The 19,135-nt window shown below is 44.5% G+C and carries 15 protein-coding genes; 9 read left to right on the top strand and 6 right to left on the bottom strand.

Annotated features, from left to right (window positions below; all coding sequences use genetic code 11):
* The first annotated feature begins 32 nt into the window (after nt 1–32).
* Nucleotides 33–1,271: an alanine transaminase gene (gene alaC, locus ACJHXB_RS22310; RefSeq protein WP_000785900.1), complete on the top strand. Its 1,239-nt coding sequence runs from the start codon at nt 33–35 to the stop codon at nt 1,269–1,271.
* A 64-nt stretch (nt 1,272–1,335) separates the two neighbouring features.
* Here the strand turns inward: alaC and ypdK are convergent, their stop codons facing one another.
* Both ypdK and lpxP read right to left on the bottom strand, forming a co-directional pair.
* Nucleotides 1,336–1,407, bottom strand: a complete 72-nt coding sequence (gene ypdK / locus ACJHXB_RS22305) for a membrane protein YpdK (protein WP_010723117.1) — start codon at nt 1,405–1,407, stop codon at nt 1,336–1,338.
* Nucleotides 1,408–1,762: 355 nt separating this feature from the next.
* The gene (lpxP, locus tag ACJHXB_RS22300; RefSeq protein ID WP_000484395.1) at nt 1,763–2,683 is read right to left on the bottom strand and encodes a kdo(2)-lipid IV(A) palmitoleoyltransferase; all 921 of its coding nucleotides are present in this window, start codon (nt 2,681–2,683) and stop codon (nt 1,763–1,765) included.
* 352 nt (nt 2,684–3,035) lie between these two features.
* Here lpxP and ACJHXB_RS22295 point away from each other — a divergent pair, with 352 nt between their 5' ends.
* The gene (locus ACJHXB_RS22295; protein ID WP_000639883.1) at nt 3,036–3,278 is read left to right on the top strand and encodes a YfdY family protein; all 243 of its coding nucleotides are present in this window, start codon (nt 3,036–3,038) and stop codon (nt 3,276–3,278) included.
* Between the two features lie 76 nt (nt 3,279–3,354).
* On the opposite strand, the gene ypdI is transcribed toward ACJHXB_RS22295, so the two are convergent.
* The gene (ypdI, locus tag ACJHXB_RS22290; RefSeq protein WP_000867670.1) at nt 3,355–3,630 is read right to left on the bottom strand and encodes a colanic acid biosynthesis lipoprotein YpdI; all 276 of its coding nucleotides are present in this window, start codon (nt 3,628–3,630) and stop codon (nt 3,355–3,357) included.
* A 295-nt stretch (nt 3,631–3,925) separates the two neighbouring features.
* Between ypdI and ACJHXB_RS22285 the strand changes: the two genes are divergently transcribed.
* From ACJHXB_RS22285 to yfdE, 5 genes are all read left to right on the top strand, one after another.
* The gene (locus tag ACJHXB_RS22285; RefSeq protein WP_000825608.1) at nt 3,926–4,558 is read left to right on the top strand and encodes a YfdX family protein; all 633 of its coding nucleotides are present in this window, start codon (nt 3,926–3,928) and stop codon (nt 4,556–4,558) included.
* 512 nt (nt 4,559–5,070) lie between these two features.
* The gene (gene frc, locus ACJHXB_RS22280; protein ID WP_000106757.1) at nt 5,071–6,321 is read left to right on the top strand and encodes a formyl-CoA transferase; all 1,251 of its coding nucleotides are present in this window, start codon (nt 5,071–5,073) and stop codon (nt 6,319–6,321) included.
* 53 nt (nt 6,322–6,374) lie between these two features.
* Nucleotides 6,375–8,069 (top strand): oxalyl-CoA decarboxylase, encoded by a 1,695-nt coding sequence (gene oxc, locus ACJHXB_RS22275; protein WP_001283464.1) that lies wholly within the window; start codon nt 6,375–6,377, stop codon nt 8,067–8,069.
* A 68-nt stretch (nt 8,070–8,137) separates the two neighbouring features.
* Nucleotides 8,138–9,082 carry a transporter YfdV gene (gene yfdV / locus ACJHXB_RS22270; RefSeq protein WP_000955028.1) on the top strand — a complete coding sequence of 315 codons (945 nt, stop codon included), beginning with the start codon at nt 8,138–8,140 and terminating at the stop codon, nt 9,080–9,082.
* A 73-nt stretch (nt 9,083–9,155) separates the two neighbouring features.
* On the top strand, nt 9,156–10,301 hold the full coding sequence (yfdE, locus tag ACJHXB_RS22265; RefSeq protein ID WP_001469085.1) for a CoA:oxalate CoA-transferase: 1,146 nt from the start codon (nt 9,156–9,158) through the stop codon (nt 10,299–10,301).
* A gap of 55 nt (nt 10,302–10,356) precedes the next feature.
* Here the strand turns inward: yfdE and evgS are convergent, their stop codons facing one another.
* Both evgS and evgA read right to left on the bottom strand, forming a co-directional pair.
* Nucleotides 10,357–13,950: an acid-sensing system histidine kinase EvgS gene (gene evgS / locus ACJHXB_RS22260; protein ID WP_001469086.1), complete on the bottom strand. Its 3,594-nt coding sequence runs from the start codon at nt 13,948–13,950 to the stop codon at nt 10,357–10,359.
* A 4-nt stretch (nt 13,951–13,954) separates the two neighbouring features.
* On the bottom strand, nt 13,955–14,569 hold the full coding sequence (evgA, locus tag ACJHXB_RS22255; protein ID WP_000991370.1) for an acid-sensing system DNA-binding response regulator EvgA: 615 nt from the start codon (nt 14,567–14,569) through the stop codon (nt 13,955–13,957).
* Nucleotides 14,570–14,984: 415 nt separating this feature from the next.
* Between evgA and emrK the strand changes: the two genes are divergently transcribed.
* Nucleotides 14,985–16,148 carry a multidrug efflux MFS transporter periplasmic adaptor subunit EmrK gene (emrK, locus tag ACJHXB_RS22250; RefSeq protein ID WP_000435167.1) on the top strand — a complete coding sequence of 388 codons (1,164 nt, stop codon included), beginning with the start codon at nt 14,985–14,987 and terminating at the stop codon, nt 16,146–16,148.
* Nucleotides 16,148–17,686 carry a multidrug efflux MFS transporter permease subunit EmrY gene (emrY, locus tag ACJHXB_RS22245; protein WP_001018714.1) on the top strand — a complete coding sequence of 513 codons (1,539 nt, stop codon included), beginning with the start codon at nt 16,148–16,150 and terminating at the stop codon, nt 17,684–17,686. Before emrK ends, emrY begins: the two co-directional genes overlap by 1 nt.
* A gap of 108 nt (nt 17,687–17,794) precedes the next feature.
* On the opposite strand, the gene dsdA is transcribed toward emrY, so the two are convergent.
* Complete coding sequence (gene dsdA / locus ACJHXB_RS22240; RefSeq protein WP_000426453.1) at nt 17,795–19,123, bottom strand: D-serine ammonia-lyase; 1,329 nt, start codon at nt 19,121–19,123, stop codon at nt 17,795–17,797.
* Nucleotides 19,124–19,135: the final 12 nt, after the last annotated feature.

The raw sequence follows: 19,135 nt of genomic DNA, 5'->3' as shown, positions 1-19,135 counted from the left end.
GGTCCGGGCGCTAACGTTAATCTGAGGAAATTATGGCTGACACTCGCCTTGAACGTCGCTTTACGCGCATTGATCGTCTCCCGCCCTACGTTTTTAATATTACCGCTGAACTGAAAATGGCTGCGCGTCGGCGCGGCGAAGATATTATCGATTTCAGTATGGGTAACCCGGACGGTGCGACTCCGCCGCATATCGTCGAAAAATTATGTACGGTGGCCCAGCGACCGGACACGCATGGTTACTCTACTTCACGCGGCATTCCGCGGTTACGTCGCGCCATTTCCCGCTGGTATCAGGATCGCTACGACGTCGAGATCGACCCGGAATCAGAAGCCATCGTCACCATTGGTTCGAAAGAGGGACTGGCGCATCTGATGCTGGCGACGCTGGATCATGGTGACACTGTACTGGTGCCTAATCCAAGCTACCCGATTCATATTTACGGCGCGGTGATTGCCGGGGCGCAGGTACGCTCAGTGCCGCTGGTGGAAGGTGTCGATTTCTTCAACGAACTGGAACGCGCCATTCGCGAAAGTTATCCGAAACCGAAGATGATGATCCTCGGCTTCCCGTCGAATCCAACCGCGCAATGCGTGGAGCTGGAATTCTTTGAGAAGGTTGTGGCGCTGGCGAAACGCTACGATGTGCTGGTGGTCCATGACCTGGCCTATGCCGATATCGTCTACGATGGCTGGAAAGCGCCGTCAATCATGCAGGTGCCGGGTGCACGCGATGTGGCGGTCGAGTTCTTTACGCTGTCGAAAAGCTACAACATGGCGGGCTGGCGTATCGGCTTTATGGTTGGCAACAAAACGCTGGTCAGCGCGCTGGCACGTATTAAAAGCTATCACGATTACGGCACCTTTACGCCGTTGCAGGTGGCAGCGATTGCGGCGCTGGAGGGCGATCAACAGTGCGTGCGCGACATTGCTGAACAGTACAAACGCCGCCGTGATGTACTGGTAAAAGGGCTGCATGAAGCGGGCTGGATGGTCGAAATGCCGAAGGCTTCGATGTATGTCTGGGCGAAAATCCCGGAACCGTATGCTGCCATGGGCTCGCTGGAATTTGCCAAGAAGCTGCTGAACGAAGCGAAGGTCTGTGTCTCTCCGGGGATTGGCTTTGGCGACTACGGCGACACGCATGTTCGCTTTGCACTGATTGAAAACCGCGACCGTATTCGTCAGGCGATTCGTGGGATTAAAGCGATGTTCCGTGCCGATGGTTTACTACCCGCCAGCAGCAAACATATTCACGAAAACGCGGAATAAACACCGACCTCAAAAATGCAAACAGGAGCCTGATGGCTCCTGTTTTTCATTGCACAGTTTGCTTTTAGATCATCAGGGCAAAAGTACCGGCCCAAACGATGACCATAAAAGAAATGCCCATAAAGAAATATTTCACTTTACATCTCTCCGCGTAATTACTGTTACGCCTGAATGACTTCATTACACCTGATACAGTGAGTTGACACCGGGCAAAACGACCTTAAAAGTCCTGTATTTTACCGTGGGCATCACCCCAGAATTCTGAGCTAAACTGCTCCAGACGGCGCTAATGTACGCCTAAAACTGAAACGAGACAAGAGGCATTTTCTTATTTACTTTTAGTAACTTACAGGTGTCTCATATCGGCGACAGTTTAATTTCTGACGGTAATAATTAGAGATTCAGCGAAGGAAAAAACCTTAAGAAAAAAGCCATAAAAACCATGAGGTTATTATGGCTGATTTGAGGAGGGAAAGAGTAAGAGCAGTTTGTTAAATGTATAGCGACGATTCTCCCACCGGGCGCGTTTTAAAGCGACGGTGGATCCAGAGGTACTGCTCCGGTGCGCGCATGATCTCTTTTTCGATAATCTTGTTCATATAGGCAGCGGCTTGATTTTCATCTGCCGGGTAGCCTTCCATCTCTGGGGTGATGTACAAACGATATCCGCTGTAATCCGCTTTTCTTACCATCGTTACGGTTAACATGGCTGCGCCAGAGAGACGTGAAAGGACATACGTACCATTGGTTGTGGCGACATTTTCCACCGCAAAGAACGGCGCGAAGGAGCTGCCTTTACGACCATAATCCTGATCGGGAGCAAACCATACCGCTTCACCTTTCTTCAGTGCACCGACAATGCCGCGCAGATTATTTCTGCCGATCATCGCTTTGTTAGAGCGCATGCGCCCACGGGTCTGCACCCATTCCATCAGCTGATTATTATGTGGACGATAGGTAGCCATCATTGGTTGGCACAGTCCCATCACGCGGCCGCCCAGTTCCAGCGACATAAAATGGACGCCGACAACCATTACGCCGCGATTTTGCATTTGTGCGCGTTTAAGGTTATCCAACCCTTCAACATCAAACCATTTACGTACGCGACTGTCGGGCCAGAACCACGCCATGCCGGTTTCTACCAGCGCCATGCCGAGTGAACGAAAGTTTTCGGCAATCATCTTCTCGCGTTCTTCCGCAGAATGCTGTGGGAAACAAAGTTCCAGGTTTTTACGGGCGATAGATTCACGCCGTTTCAGGAATGGTCGCGCTATTGCGCCAATACGCGTGCCGAGAAAGCAGAGAACAGGATAAGGAAGCTGTACCCAAAGCCAGAGTACACCAAGCCCAAACCATGTGAGCCAGTAGCGAGGATGTAGAAACTCGCGGGAAAATTTGCATTGTGGAAACATAGTTACCTTCTGTAGATACGAATTGTTGTATCGCAGAAGATTCCATGTCGACAGCGGTACACTCAATTGGTTGGGCCATCATGTACGACAATGGTTCCTGTAAAGAGTGTAAAGACTAGTCAGGACATAACCACGAGGAGCATGAATGCGGTATCTGTACTTTATCACTGGCTGACTGCTTTCAGCTACTGATTATTAATCGTGCAAAGTAAATATTTTTCCGTACGCAACAGTCTTGCATTTAACATGCTGTTTTCATTGATGCTTAGCAAAAATTGCCAGAGGTTAAGGATTGTCTTACTATTAAAGTGACTGAAGTTACAGGTTTTTTAGCGCGGCAGGAGGTTGAGCTATGATTTATTTATGGATGTTTCTCGCCCTGTGTATTGTCTGCGTAAGCGGATACATCGGTCAGGTACTGAACGTGGTCTCGGCGGTCTCTTCTTTCTTCGGCATGGTGATCCTCGCTGCACTCATTTACTACTTCACCATGTGGTTAACAGGCGGTAATGAACTAGTGACGGGGATATTTATGTTTCTTGCCCCGGCTTGTGGCTTGATGATTCGCTTTATGGTGGGGTATGGCAGGCGGTAGTAGTTCAGGATGGATCATTTGGGCAGGTGCTCACATCATCAACAGATATGATTGTTCACCTGCCATGTGACAGACGCTATCGCACAGGATGAATAAGATAATTCGCCTTTGTCGGAAAAGGGGGCGTGATGTCTTCTGTGAGATTTAATGGTGGCGCATCTTCTCTCATCTTAAACAAAATCGCCTGTGATGGCTGAAGTTTTGTAGAATGAGTTGTCGTCATCACTGACGTTTTTTCTGTCTCTTTATAGCTCGTCTCACTTCCACCACCAGAAATGGAAAATGCAAAAACATTGCATGCCATAATAGAGACCAATAAAAATAAGCTAAAAAGCATTAAGTTTACTTTCATAGAAAGTTATCCTGAGAATGGCTCACTGAGAACCTACGATGTTATGGCTGTATTTACATTTAATTAATCAGTATTTACATCGATATAATAAATGACATCTCTTTGTGGTATATAAGAATAGTTCTCTGCGACAGGAAGCATATTCCTACAATTGTAAGACTAAAATACTTCTTGCGATAATAACTACAACTGTAAGATAACCCTTTCAAAATGACCGTTGCTCTCTGATTTCTCATTTCATGCTCACCCAATATGATGGCGGCGTTTTCTAAAACTGTTAAAGAATGAGGTAAGTATGAAACGTTTAATTATGGCTACGATGGTCACAGCAATTCTGGCATCTTCAACTGTATGGGCGGCTGATAATGCACCGGTAGCGGCACAACAGCAAACTCAGCAAGTTCAGCAAACCCAGAAAACGGCAGCAGCAGAGCGTATCTCTGAACAAGGTTTATATGCGATGCGTGACGTGCAGGTAGCGCGCCTGGCTCTGTTTCATGGCGATCCGGAAAAGGCAAAAGAACTGACCAATGAAGCTTCAGCTTTGTTGTCAGATGACAGTACCGAATGGGCAAAGTTCGCTAAGCCAGGTAAAAAGACCAATGTCAATGATGACCAATATATTGTCATTAATGCATCTGTCGGAATTTCTGAGAGTTATGTAGCGACACCCGAAAAAGAAGCCGCGATAAAAATTGCCAACGAAAAAATGGCGAAAGGGGATAAAAAGGGCGCAATGGAAGAGCTGCGCCTGGCCGGTGTTGGCGTAATGGAAAACCAATATCTGATGCCGCTCAAACAGACTCGTAATGCACTTGCTGATGCGCAGAAACTGCTTGATAAAAAGCAATACTACGAGGCAAACCTGGCGCTTAAAGGTGCGGAAGATGGAATCATCGTCGATAGCGAAGCACTGTTTGTGAACTAACGCTGACAGGCAGTATATTGAGGTAAAGGATTTAACTCCCTCCAGCCGACAATTTTTTATGACCACAATACGACAGGTTGTGGTCATAAAATTATTTGGCGCTCGCGGTTCTATAAACTCGCATTTTATCTTCCTCAAAGTAAACCGCAATAATCCCGTGTCATCACAAATCATTTATTATGTTATGTTTTATGGTACGCTTTAAAAGGCGTAATCATACCCTTACTTGTAAATCACCGGCGCTTCTTACAGTTGTAAGAATAACATCACAAATGTCGCGGCTCTCTCTGATTACCGCGAACCAATATTTATCATATTCTTCTTTTCGTCCTCACTACTTACCATGCAGAAAGGAATTGGAAGTGGCGATGAAATGATTTTCAGCACTTGATACAGGAATTTAAAAATATCGAGTGCAGCTACGACGATATTTTGCGGATTATTTATAGAGGGCGTTATGCCTTAAATAAACGCTAAATTAACATATATTTAATTAACTAATAGGTATTGCTATGTCAACTCCACTTCAAGGAATTAAAGTTCTCGATTTCACCGGTGTGCAATCTGGCCCATCTTGTACTCAAATGCTGGCCTGGTTTGGCGCTGACGTCATTAAAATTGAACGTCCCGGCGTTGGTGACGTAACGCGTCACCAGCTGCGAGATATTCCTGATATCGATGCGCTTTACTTCACCATGCTTAACAGTAACAAACGTTCTATTGAATTAAATACCAAAACAGCGGAAGGCAAAGAGGTAATGGAAAAGCTGATCCGCGAAGCTGATATCTTAGTCGAGAACTTTCATCCAGGGGCCATTGATCACATGGGCTTCACCTGGGAGCATATTCAAGAAATCAATCCACGTTTGATTTTTGGTTCGATCAAAGGGTTTGATGAGTGTTCGCCTTATGTGAATGTAAAAGCCTATGAAAACGTTGCTCAGGCAGCGGGTGGTGCGGCATCCACTACAGGTTTTTGGGACGGCCCGCCGCTGGTAAGCGCTGCAGCGTTGGGTGACAGCAACACCGGAATGCATTTGCTGATCGGTTTACTTGCTGCTTTGCTGCATCGCGAAAAAACGGGGCGTGGTCAACGAGTTACCATGTCAATGCAGGATGCCGTATTGAACCTTTGCCGCGTGAAATTACGCGACCAGCAGCGTCTCGATAAATTGGGTTATCTGGAAGAATACCCGCAGTATCCGAATGGCACATTTGGTGATGCAGTTCCCCGCGGAGGTAATGCGGGTGGTGGCGGTCAGCCTGGCTGGATCCTGAAATGTAAAGGCTGGGAAACCGATCCTAACGCCTATATTTATTTCACTATTCAGGAGCAAAACTGGGAAAACACCTGTAAAGCCATCGGCAAACCAGATTGGATTACCGATCCGGCATACAGTACAGCCCATGCCCGACAGCCACATATTTTCGATATTTTTGCTGAAATCGAAAAATACACTGTCACTATTGATAAACATGAAGCGGTGGCCTATTTGACTCAGTTTGATATTCCTTGCGCACCGGTTTTAAGTATGAAAGAAATTTCACTTGATCCCTCTTTGCGCCAAAGTGGCAGTGTCGTCGAAGTGGAACAACCGTTGCGTGGAAAATATCTGACAGTTGGTTGTCCAATGAAATTCTCTGCCTTTACGCCGGATATTAAAGCTGCGCCGCTATTAGGTGAACATACCGCTGCTGTATTGCAGGAGCTGGGTTATAGCGACGATGAAATTGCTGCAATGAAGCAAAACCACGCCATCTGATATTAACGGGGGCTTCTGGCTCCCAATTTATAAAAATTTCGAGGTTATTAATCATGTCAGATCAACTTCAAATGACAGATGGTATGCATATCATCGTTGAAGCATTAAAACAGAATGATATTGACACTATTTATGGTGTTGTAGGTATTCCTGTGACGGATATGGCGCGCCATGCCCAGGCGGAAGGCATTCGTTATATTGGTTTTCGTCATGAGCAGTCGGCAGGCTATGCCGCTGCGGCAAGCGGTTTTCTTACCCAAAAACCGGGGATCTGCCTGACAGTGTCTGCGCCAGGATTCCTCAATGGTTTGACCGCATTGGCCAACGCAACGGTAAATGGTTTTCCGATGATCATGATTAGCGGCTCCAGCGACCGCGCGATCGTCGACCTACAGCAAGGTGATTATGAAGAGCTGGACCAAATGAATGCGGCAAAACCGTATGCCAAAGCAGCATTCCGCGTTAATCAGCCGCAGGATCTTGGCATTGCATTGGCACGCGCTATCCGGGTCTCAGTATCGGGTCGCCCTGGCGGAGTTTATCTTGATTTACCAGCAAATGTCCTGGCCGCGACGATGGAAAAAGACGAAGCGTTAACCACGATTGTTAAAGTTGAAAATCCGTCGCCAGCATTATTGCCATGCCCGAAGTCAGTCACTAGCGCAATTTCGCTTTTAGCAAAAGCTGAACGTCCATTAGTTATCCTTGGCAAAGGCGCGGCGTATTCACAAGCTGATGAACAGCTTCGTGAATTTATTGAAAGTGCCCAGATTCCATTCCTGCCAATGTCTATGGCGAAAGGGATCCTGGAAGATACGCATCCACTTTCTGCGGCAGCTGCGCGTTCGTTTGCCCTGGCAAATGCTGACGTTGTCATGCTTGTTGGTGCACGACTGAATTGGTTACTGGCGCACGGTAAAAAAGGATGGGCGGCAGATACACAGTTTATTCAACTGGATATTGAACCGCAGGAAATTGACAGCAACCGCCCCATTGCTGTGCCAGTCGTTGGCGATATTGCATCCAGTATGCAAGGTATGCTGGCAGAATTGAAACAAAACACATTTACGACTCCGCTGGTGTGGCGCGATATTTTAAATATCCACAAGCAGCAAAATGCGCAAAAAATGCATGAAAAGTTAAGTACAGATACCCAACCATTAAATTACTTTAATGCATTGAGTGCTGTGCGCGATGTATTGCGTGAGAACCAGGATATTTATTTAGTTAATGAAGGGGCAAATACCCTGGATAATGCACGAAATATTATTGATATGTATAAACCACGTCGTCGTCTGGATTGTGGCACCTGGGGTGTCATGGGCATCGGTATGGGCTATGCCATCGGTGCTAGCGTGACCTCTGGTTCTCCGGTTGTCGCCATTGAAGGTGATAGTGCTTTTGGTTTCAGTGGGATGGAGATTGAAACGATTTGTCGATATAACCTGCCGGTGACGATCGTTATTTTTAATAATGGCGGCATCTACAGAGGAGACGGTGTTGATCTCAGTGGCGCTGGTGCACCATCACCAACAGATCTATTGCACCATGCAAGGTATGACAAATTAATGGATGCGTTTCGTGGCGTTGGTTATAACGTCACCACGACAGATGAACTTCGTCATGCTTTAACTACCGGTATTCAGTCGCGCAAACCGACCATTATTAATGTGGTCATCGACCCTGCAGCAGGAACTGAAAGTGGCCATATTACCAAACTTAACCCAAAACAAGTCGCTGGTAATTAAATACTGACATCGTCTCCTCTTGCCAACTCATTATCGATGGTGAGGGGACCCTTATCGGAAATACTATTATGCTAACATTTTTTATTGGCGATTTATTGCCTATTATCGTAATCATGCTGTTGGGTTATTTTAGCGGCAGACGAGAAACTTTTTCAGAAGATCAAGCTCGGGCATTTAATAAACTGGTATTAAACTACGCTCTTCCTGCGGCCCTATTTGTTTCTATTACCCGGGCAAACAGGGAAATGATTTTTGCGGACACTCGCCTGACCCTTGTATCACTTGTGGTTATTGTCGGATGTTTCTTTTTCTCCTGGTTTGGTTGCTACAAATTTTTTAAACGTACCCATGCAGAAGCAGCAGTATGTGCATTAATTGCAGGCTCACCTACCATCGGATTCCTGGGGTTTGCAGTTCTCGACCCTATTTATGGTGATTCCGTATCAACAGGTTTAGTGGTAGCAATTATTTCTATTATTGTTAACGCAATTACTATTCCTATTGGTCTGTATTTGCTGAATCCTTCCTCAGGAGCGGATGGTAAGAAGAATAGTAATCTGAGCGCATTAATTTCTGCGGCAAAGGAGCCAGTAGTATGGGCACCTGTTCTGGCAACGATCCTGGTGTTGGTTGGGGTAAAAATTCCGGCAGCATGGGACCCAACCTTTAATCTGATTGCGAAGGCTAACTCAGGGGTAGCGGTATTCGCTGCGGGGTTGACTCTGGCTGCACATAAATTCGAGTTCAGTGCCGAAATTGCTTATAACACCTTCCTGAAGCTGATTCTGATGCCACTGGCGCTGCTTCTCGTTGGTATGGCATGTCATTTGAACAGCGAACATTTGCAGATGATGGTACTGGCAGGCGCTTTACCGCCGGCATTCTCCGGAATCATTATTGCCAGTCGGTTTAATGTCTACACCCGCACTGGTACAGCGTCATTGGCTGTGAGCGTACTGGGTTTTGTCGTCACGGCTCCCTTGTGGATTTATGTCAGTCGACTGGTTTCATAATTAATCATGTTATTGATTTTACATAAATGCCGAAGTGTCTTTTCACCTTCGGCTTTTTTCAAGGTATAAGCAAATGACCAATAATGAATGTAAAGGGCCGTTTGAAGGCTTATTAGTTATCGATATGACGCATGTCCTTAATGGGCCTTTCGGAACTCAACTTCTTTGTAATATGGGCGCAAGGGTAATTAAAGTTGAGCCGCCAGGTCATGGTGATGATACCCGCACATTTGGTCCCTATGTGGATGGACAGTCACTCTATTACAGTTTTATTAATCATGGCAAAGAGAGTGTGGTTCTTGATTTAAAGAATGATCACGATAAAAGCATATTTATAAATATGCTTAAACAAGCGGATGTATTAGCTGAGAATTTTCGCCCAGGTACAATGGAAAAACTGGGGTTTTCATGGGAAAGGTTACAAGAAATCAACCCGCGCCTCATATATGCTTCATCGTCGGGTTTCGGGCATACCGGTCCGTTAAAAGATGCTCCTGCCTACGATACCATTATTCAGGCAATGAGCGGGATAATGATGGAAACAGGGTACCCTGATGCTCCGCCAGTGCGCGTGGGTACCTCTCTTGCGGATTTATGTGGCGGTGTCTATTTATTCAGCGGAATAGTGAGTGCACTTTATGGCCGCGAAAAGAGCCAGAGAGGGGCGCATGTCGATATAGCGATGTTTGATGCCACGCTGAGTTTTCTGGAGCATGGTCTGATGGCATATATTGCGACAGGGAAGTCACCACAACGCCTGGGAAATCGCCATCCCTACATGGCACCTTTTGATGTTTTTGATACTCAGGATAAGCCGATTACTATTTGTTGTGGTAATGACAAGCTTTTTTCTGCGTTATGTCAGGCACTGGAGCTTACGGAACTGGTTAATGATCCCCGATTTAGCAGCAATATTTTACGCGTACAAAACCAGGCTATTCTTAAACAATATATTGAGCGAACGTTAAAAACGCAGGCAGCTGAAGTTTGGTTAGCCAAAATACATGAAGTTGGTGTGCCCGTCGCGCCGTTATTAAGTGTGGCTGAGGCCATTAATTTGCCACAAACTCAGGCGAGAAATATGTTGATTGAAGCCGGGGGAATAATGATGCCAGGTAATCCGATAAAAATCAGCGGCTGCGCGGACCCGCATGTTATGCCGGGAGCGGCAACGCTCGACCAACATGGGGAACAAATTCGCCAGGAGTTCTCATCATAAATGTAAGATGTGCTGGTAAATAGCTCCCACATTTGAATATTGTGGGAGCCGCTATTTAGTCATTTTGTTGACAGAAAACAGCAATCTCCTGGTCTAACTCTGCAATGTGTTCTTTAACAGAGTTCAGCAACTTAAGAATTTCAGGCTTGCTGTCATCTGAAACGGGCGTTATTTCTAACTGATGGCTAAGATTAATCAACTTTTGCAAATTCAGGATGTTAGCCGCACCGTGGATGCGATGAATACACTGATGGAAAATTCTGTTGTCGCCAGCTTCTAGTGCATGAAACGCAGCGGGTAGATCTTTATGCGTTTCATGCTGGAAAGTCATGAGAATCTCCTGCATCAGTTGTAGATCGTTCGCCGTATTATTTTTCAGGGCCTCGATATCAAGGTGGCGATACTGAGGTGCAATATGCGCAACCTGGTGTAACTGACTTAAATGTGTTTTCAGTACATCCAGGGTCAACGGTTTGAACAAACATAAGTTCATGCCGCAATTTAACCCTTTTTCACGTTCGTTAGCCTGTGCGTTGGCTGTAAGCCCCCAGATAGGTAAGGAAGAATTTTGCTCACGGAGTTTGCGAGTCAACTCAAAACCATCCATATTCGGCATATTAACGTCAGTAATAAGCAGATCATAATGTTGCATACTGACTTTGTGTAGCGCTTGCACACCATCAGTGGCTTCATCAACATCATATCCTAATAGGTTTAGCTGGCGTTTGAGTAATAGCCTGTTGGTCGGATGATCATCCGCGATTAATATACTCAACTTTTCAGGGAGTGTCATAGGTTGTTCTGCTTTTGCCTCGACAGTCGCCACTTGTTGGGTAATTTCTACCGGGATTGTGATCGTAAATGTCGTTCCTATGCCTGGATGACTTTCTAATGACAAATCGCCCTGCATGTTTTTAATTAATTCTTTGCAGATCATTAAGCCTAAACCAGAACCTGTTTGCTGACGACCTGCACTTGTTTGGCTATAGCGTTTAAACAGTTGTTGTTGTTCTTCCTGCGATAATCCACTTCCAGAATCCATAATCGTCATTTTGATAACAGCGTGGTTGTCATCAATGTCACCCAGGGAGGTCGTAATTTTTACTGCCCCCTCGGTGGTAAATTTGAGAGCATTGCTCAGTAAATTAGATAAGACCTGCTTAAACGCCTGAGGGTCGATCTTAACCTGGTAATGTTCAGGAAACTTACTGCTGCAACTTAATGCGATGGATTTGCTTGCAGCAATCGCACCGAAAGAGTGACAAGTGTTCTGGACTAAAGTAGGGATATCGACCCATTGTGGTTGAAGTTGATAGTTACCCGACTCAATTTTGTCGACATCAAGGATTTCACCAATTAAGCCGAGGAGTGATTGTCCGGTGGCGTAGGCAAGTGAAATCGCCTCCACCCGTTGCTCCTTGCTAAGACCAGAACCCGACAAAAGTTCCAGGAAGCCCATAATGGAGCTTATTGGTGTTCTTATTTCGTGACTCATTGTTGCCAGAAACTGGCTTTTTGCGACAGTTGCATTGATCGCTTTATTTCTCTCTACTTCGAGTGCATGAATTAAATCACGCGTCTCGGTAATATCTTGCCAACCACAAATATAAACAGCATGATCGCTGGCTGGCAGATTGCATAATGTATGCCAGTGATTAATGCATCTTTTCTCGATGCCATTATCAATTTCAAATACCTGTGTGTATATTGTTCGATTTTCTTTCGTTTCTGCTGTGACTTCATGCGCATTAGAAAAAACATCTTTAAAGGGTGAGTCACTGTTTTCTAATGGTAACATTGCATTTTTGTAGTAATCCGCAGTGAAATAATGTTCAAAAGCACTATTATGACTAATGACATTACCTTGCCAGTTTACAACATAAGTTGGATTCGGTAAGGAATCCGAGAGTGCTTTTCGGAATGATATTTGGTTTTCTAAATCACCCTGAATGACTTTACGACGACGAACTGAGCGTAACAGGTAGAATCCCCATAAAAGGCTACTGCCAACTAATAAAACGGATAATGTCGTGACAATATAAAATTGCTCGCTATAGAGGTCCCATGTGTCAATGGTCACATTGGGCATTTTAATCCATTTTTCCGTCAGGCGCAGAACTTCGCTTGGGGGAATTGCATTCAGTGCTTTATTAATAATATCCTTAAGTTCCGGTTCTCCGCGAGGAAAAGCGAACGAAAGCGATGCATTCGGAACGCCGGGAATAAGAAAATGATAAAGTTCATTAGGATAGTAATGGTCGATCATGTAACGTGAATTTAACTGTGTCGCGACCAGAGCATCAAGTTCGCCTTCCTTGACCTTGTGAAATGCAGCGCTGGCGTTATCGACTTTTATCCACTCTACCTCCGGATACATCTCTTTTAATTGCGAATGAAGCTCATAATAATAGGGAATGGCAACTTTCATTCCTTTTTTTAATGTTTGTTCACTGTCAGGCGCTTTTTGCATGACAAAAACGTAAGGCGTTGTTATGAAGGCTTCAGCAAATAAAACATTATTTTCTCTATCTTCACTATAAATAGCGGCGGGCAATATATCCCATCCACCGGGGTTAAGCTGTGTCCCCGCATGAATATTGTGTGAAACGGTGATCGGAGAAAAATTTAAACCTGTTTGCAAGGTAATAATATTAAGAATATCACCCATCACGCCCCGAACTGAGCCAGTTTCATCTGTCATAGAATAGGGTGGCGAGTAAGGATTTTCCAGCACCTTTAAATCGGGATGCTGCTTAATCCACTGTTTTTCATGTTCAGTGAGTTCTAATGGTTTGTTCAGAAAGGCCAGGTTTCCTGTATCAAGCCAATTTTGTGATACTTCATAGCGAACTTCATTTGTTAAAGCATCAACAAATCGATTGAGTACTTCATTAAGAACGACTGAATCTTTTCTGGTCAAGAAAAAATTATATTGACGCGGTGAGTTATAATATTTCACTACATTTAAGGAGTGAGTGAAATAGCGGGAAATCATACTGCTGGTAATAATGTTACTACCAATAAAGTAATCATTCTGTCCGGCTGAGATGGATGCTAATGCCTGATATAAATTTGTAAAAGAGATAATTGTTGCTTTTGGAAATGATTGATGAATTACCTCGTCTGGAGGGTAATTTGCTACCCGAGCAATATTTACTGGTTTTGATGAGGTAAGCGGTCTCATTGAATCGTGAAGGGTGGTGACCAGCGCCGGAAAGGTAATTATCAGCGGTTTGGTTGCAGCAATGTCATCATTAAGAGGCGGCGAAGCAACTAAATGTGATAACACTATATCGACTTCACCTTCTTCCAGCGCGTCCATTGCTTTTTGATGATCTGCGTATTCCCGTAGTGTTAATTTGATATTTAATGCTCTTTTTAACAGATTTAAATAATCAGCATTAATACCACGAACCCGTTGCTGCGAATCGGTATGCAACAAAGTAGCCGTTTGGGACTTGTGTACTGCAATCACAAGATTTTTTTTGCTCGCTAACCAACGTAATTCCTTGTTGCTCAGACGTAGTGGATCAAGCGTGACACGGTTGTTACTACTGATGCCACGATATTCGATGTAATCTTCGTCTGCGAAACTTATGGTCGACCAAAGACCACAACAGAGAAGAAAAATATAGGGTAAAAACTTCATGTGGTTAGCCGATTTTGTTACGTTGTGCGAATGTGTAAAGATCCATCAGTGATTTACATTCTAATTTTTCCATCAGGCGACTTTTATACGTGCTGACAGTTTTGTTGCTGATGAACATTTTTTCAGCAATGTCATTATTATCCTTGCCATCAAGAATATATCGCATGACACTAATTTCTTGTTTCGATAAGGAGTCGAGTTTTTGCTGGTCGGACGTTAAACTTCCAACAAACCGGTTGAGAGAGAAGGGGAAATAGCAGTAGCCATTTTTTGCAGCTTCAATAGCCGCAATGATATTGTTCATGCCTTCTTTTTTACTCACGAAACCATTAGCGCCAGCATCAGCACAATGTTTCCCGTAAAAATGGTCATTTTTAGCGGAGACGATAATAATAATTCCGCTATATTGGCGCTTCCTCAGCGTTTCTAACACCTGGATACCGTTAACTCCGGGGATATCGACATCAATGATGACGATATCAGGCTTAAGTGTTTCCACCCGCTGAACGGCACTTCCGCCTTCAGTCAACTCTGCTAAGATTTCAATATCGTTTTTGATCAATAAATTACGAATAGCTGCGATAGCAAGAGGATGGTCATCAATAATTATTGCGTTCATAGATTATTCCCTTTGCAATGAAGCATCTCCCTTCTCCCTGTAGTAATACAGACATAAGGCATCATCTCACTTTCTCAATAAAAATAAGAAAATTTGAGCTTCCTTTAAGATAATTCGACAAGTATACCATATAAATAGTCGGCATAAATGAAATGTCAACAATAAAATCAGGGATTGTACCGATGATTTATAGTTTCACATTGGCACTATAAGTCTTCTCACTAATCCTACAGGCGTAAGAATTTTATTGCAAAAGCCACGGTTTAGTCCTCTGTTGTTTCTTTTGCACCTCATTTAAATTAGGCCTCCAACGTTCCTGGGATAATGTGCAACACATGCACTGTGTTTGATATGAAGAATGAATACTCTTTTCATTCAATTCATAAATTTCATCTATGCGAAATGAGAGATAATAGTGGAACAGATTAATTCAAATAAAAAACATTCTAACAGAAGAAAATACTTTTCTTTATTGGCGGTAGTTTTATTTATTGCGTTTTCAGGTGCCTATGCCTATTGGTCAATGGAATTAGAAGACATGATTAGTACAGATGACGCCTATGTCACGGGGAATGCAGATCCAATTTCTGCACAAGTCTCAGGTAGTGTCACTGTCGTTAATCATAAAGATACGAACTACGTTCGACAGGGTGACATTTTAGTTTCACTAGATAAAACTGATGCCACTATCGCACTCAATAAAGCTAAAAATAATCTGGCAAATATTGTTCGGCAAACGAATAAACTGTACTTACAGGATAAACAATACAGTGCCGAAGTCGCTTCAGCTCGTATTCAGTATCAACAATCTTTAGAAGATTATAACCGTCGTGTACCTTTAGCGAAGCAGGGGGTTATTTCAAAAGAAACGCTGGAGCATACCAAAGATACGTTAATAAGTAGCAAAGCGGCATTGAATGCCGCTATCCAGGCTTATAAAGCGAATAAAGCTTTAGTAATGAACACACCATTAAACCGTCAGCCACAAGTCGTTGAAGCGGCGGATGCAACCAAAGAAGCCTGGTTAGCGCTTAAACGTACGGATATTAAGAGTCCTGTTACCGGCTATATTGCCCAGAGAAGCGTTCAGGTCGGCGAAACAGTGAGTCCCGGACAATCGTTAATGGCTGTCGTACCGGCACGTCAAATGTGGGTTAATGCCAACTTTAAAGAAACACAACTCACGGATGTGCGGATTGGTCAATCGGTCAATATTATCAGCGATCTTTATGGTGAAAATGTTGTGTTTCATGGTCGGGTGACAGGGATCAATATGGGAACCGGCAATGCGTTCTCCTTATTACCTGCACAAAATGCGACAGGGAACTGGATCAAAATCGTTCAGCGTGTACCGGTTGAAGTTTCTCTTGATCCAAAAGAACTCATGGAACATCCCTTACGTATTGGTTTATCGATGACAGCAACTATTGATACGAAGAACGAAGACATTGCCGAGATGCCTGAGCTGGCTTCAACCGTGACGTCCATGCCTGCTTATACCAGTAAGGCTTTAGTTATCGATACCAGTCCGATAGAAAAAGAAATTAGCAACATTATTTCGCATAATGGACAACTTTAATGGCAATCACTAAATCAACTCCGGCACCATTAACCGGTGGGACGTTATGGTGCGTTACTATTGCATTGTCATTAGCGACGTTTATGCAAATGTTGGATTCCACTATTTCTAACGTCGCAATACCGACAATATCTGGCTTTCTGGGAGCATCAACAGACGAAGGCACCTGGGTTATCACTTCGTTTGGCGTAGCAAATGCCATTGCGATCCCTGTTACCGGCAGGCTGGCACAAAGAATAGGCGAATTAAGGTTATTTTTACTTTCAGTCACTTTTTTTTCGCTGTCTTCCTTAATGTGTAGTTTATCGACCAATCTTGATGTGCTGATATTTTTTAGAGTCGTTCAGGGATTAATGGCGGGGCCGTTAATTCCACTGTCACAGAGTTTATTATTAAGGAATTATCCGCCAGAAAAAAGAACATTTGCTCTGGCATTATGGTCAATGACCGTAATTATCGCTCCGATATGTGGGCCGATATTGGGTGGCTACATTTGCGATAACTTTAGCTGGGGTTGGATATTTTTAATCAATGTCCCAATGGGGATTATCGTCCTGACATTATGCTTAACCTTACTTAAAGGAAGAGAAACTGAGACTTCACCGGTCAAAATGAATCTACCAGGACTGACCCTGTTAGTGCTCGGTGTTGGTGGCTTGCAGATAATGCTTGATAAAGGGCGCGATCTGGATTGGTTCAACTCGAGTACAATAATAATACTAACAGTAGTGTCAGTTATTTCTCTGATTTCTTTAGTCATTTGGGAGTCGACCTCAGAGAATCCGATTCTTGATCTCAGTTTATTTAAGTCCCGTAATTTCACCATTGGTATTGTGAGTATCACATGCGCATATTTATTTTACTCTGGGGCGATCGTCCTTATGCCGCAGTTACTCCAGGAAACGATGGGGTATAATGCGATATGGGCCGGACTTGCTTATGCGCCCATCGGCATCATGCCACTATTAATTTCACCTTTGATAGGACGTTATGGCAACAAAATAGACATGCGGTTGTTAGTGACATTTAGTTTTTTGATGTATGCGGTTTGCTATTACTGGCGTTCTGTGACATTTATGCCAACGATTGATTTTACAGGCATCATTTTGCCACAGTTTTTTCAGGGATTCGCCGTCGCCTGTTTCTTTTTACCCTTAACAACGATTTCGTTTTCAGGTTTGCCAGATAATAAATTTGCTAATGCCTCGAGTATGAGTAATTTTTTTCGTACCTTGTCAGGATCAGTTGGTACGTCGTTGACAATGACGCTGTGGGGACGACGCGAATCGTTACACCATAGTCAGTTGACAGCAACCATCGATCAATTTAACCCCGTGTTTAATTCATCGTCACAAATTATGGATAAATACTATGGTTCGCTTTCAGGGGTTCTTAATGAAATTAATAATGAAATAACTCAGCAATCACTTTCAATTTCTGCAAATGAGATTTTCCGTATGGCGGCTATTGCTTTTATCTTACTTACGGTATTGGTTTGGTTTGCGAAACCGCCGTTTACAGCGAAAGGTGTTGGGTGATGGTAAAAAGAGAGAGCTATAGCAGGTAAGACGGTAGAATCTTAAGCCTGCGCCATCGGCAGCATCGCTCACCCAGGGAAAGGATGGCGATGCTGCATTGAAAATTAATTAGCGGCCTTTTGCCAGATATTGCTCCATCTCTTCTTCCGGCACCATTCCACCTCCCGTCGCCCACACCAGATGAGTGGCATTACGCAGTTGTTCTGCGCTGAAACCGTGCATCTGTTGGTAACTTACTGATGCGCACACGCGCTGAGGCCCGGCCATACCCGCCAGTGCCGAAGGTTCAAGACGAATACCTTCTTCCTGCGCCAGCCAGCCAAGCATGTCATACATGGTTTGATCGCTAAGGGTATAGAAGCCATCTAGTAGACGCTCCATTGCCCGCCCGACAAAGCCTGATGCGCGACCAACTGCAAGGCCATCCGCTGCGGTAAGGTTGTCGATACCAATATCCTGAACAGAAATCTGATCGTGTAATCCTGTATGGACGCCTAACAGCATACAAGGGGAGTGCGTTGGTTCGGCAAAAAAGCAGTGAACATGATCGCCAAATGCCAGTTTAAGCCCGAATGCGACGCCACCAGGACCACCGCCAACACCACACGGCAGATAGACAAACAGAGGGTTATCAGCATCGACAATACGACCTTGCTCGGCAAATTGCGCTTTAAGACGCTGGCCTGCGACGGAATACCCAAGGAACAACGTGCGGGAATTCTCGTCATCAATAAAGAAACAGTTCGGGTCAGACTGCGCTGCTTTACGTCCTTCCTCGACTGCAACACCATAATCTTGCTCATATTCCACGACCGTAACGCCATGGCTGCGCAGTTTCGCTTTTTTCCATGCTCGGGCATCAGCAGACATATGTACTGTCACCTTAAAGCCAATGCGGGCGCTCATAATGCCGATTGATAACCCCAGATTTCCGGTTGAGCCCACAGCAATGCTGTATTGGCTAAAGAACTGTTTAAACTCCGGAGACAGCAGTTTGCTGTAGTCATCTTCAGGCGTCAGCAACCCCGCTTCCAGAGCCAGTTTTTCTGCATGTGCCAGGACTTCATAAATCCCGCCGCGTGCTTTTATGGAGCCGGAAATGGGCAAATGGCTATCTTTTTTCAGTAACAGTTGCCTGCTGATCGGTTGTTGATATTCCTTTTCCAGCCGTTTTTGCATAGCCGGAATGGCAACCAGTTCTGATTCAATAATTCCCCCAGTGGCAGCAGTTTCAGGAAATGCTTTTGCCAGATAGGGTGCAAAACGGGATAAGCGCGCATGGGCGTCCTGAACATCCTGTTCGGTCAGGCCAACATAAGGTAAACCTTCAGCCAATGAGGTCGTGCCAGGATTAAACCAGGTGGTTTCTTTAAGAGCAACCAGATCCTTTACCAACGGATACTGGGCGATGAGCGAGTTCATTTTAGCGTTTTCCATAGTACGTCTCTT

It is taken from the genome of Escherichia sp. WS3227_2 (assembly GCF_046486495.1).
GTDB lineage: Bacteria > Pseudomonadota > Gammaproteobacteria > Enterobacterales > Enterobacteriaceae > Escherichia > Escherichia coli.
The sequence above is the reverse complement of the archived record's forward strand: the minus strand, read 5'-3'. Positions and strand labels throughout refer to the sequence as shown.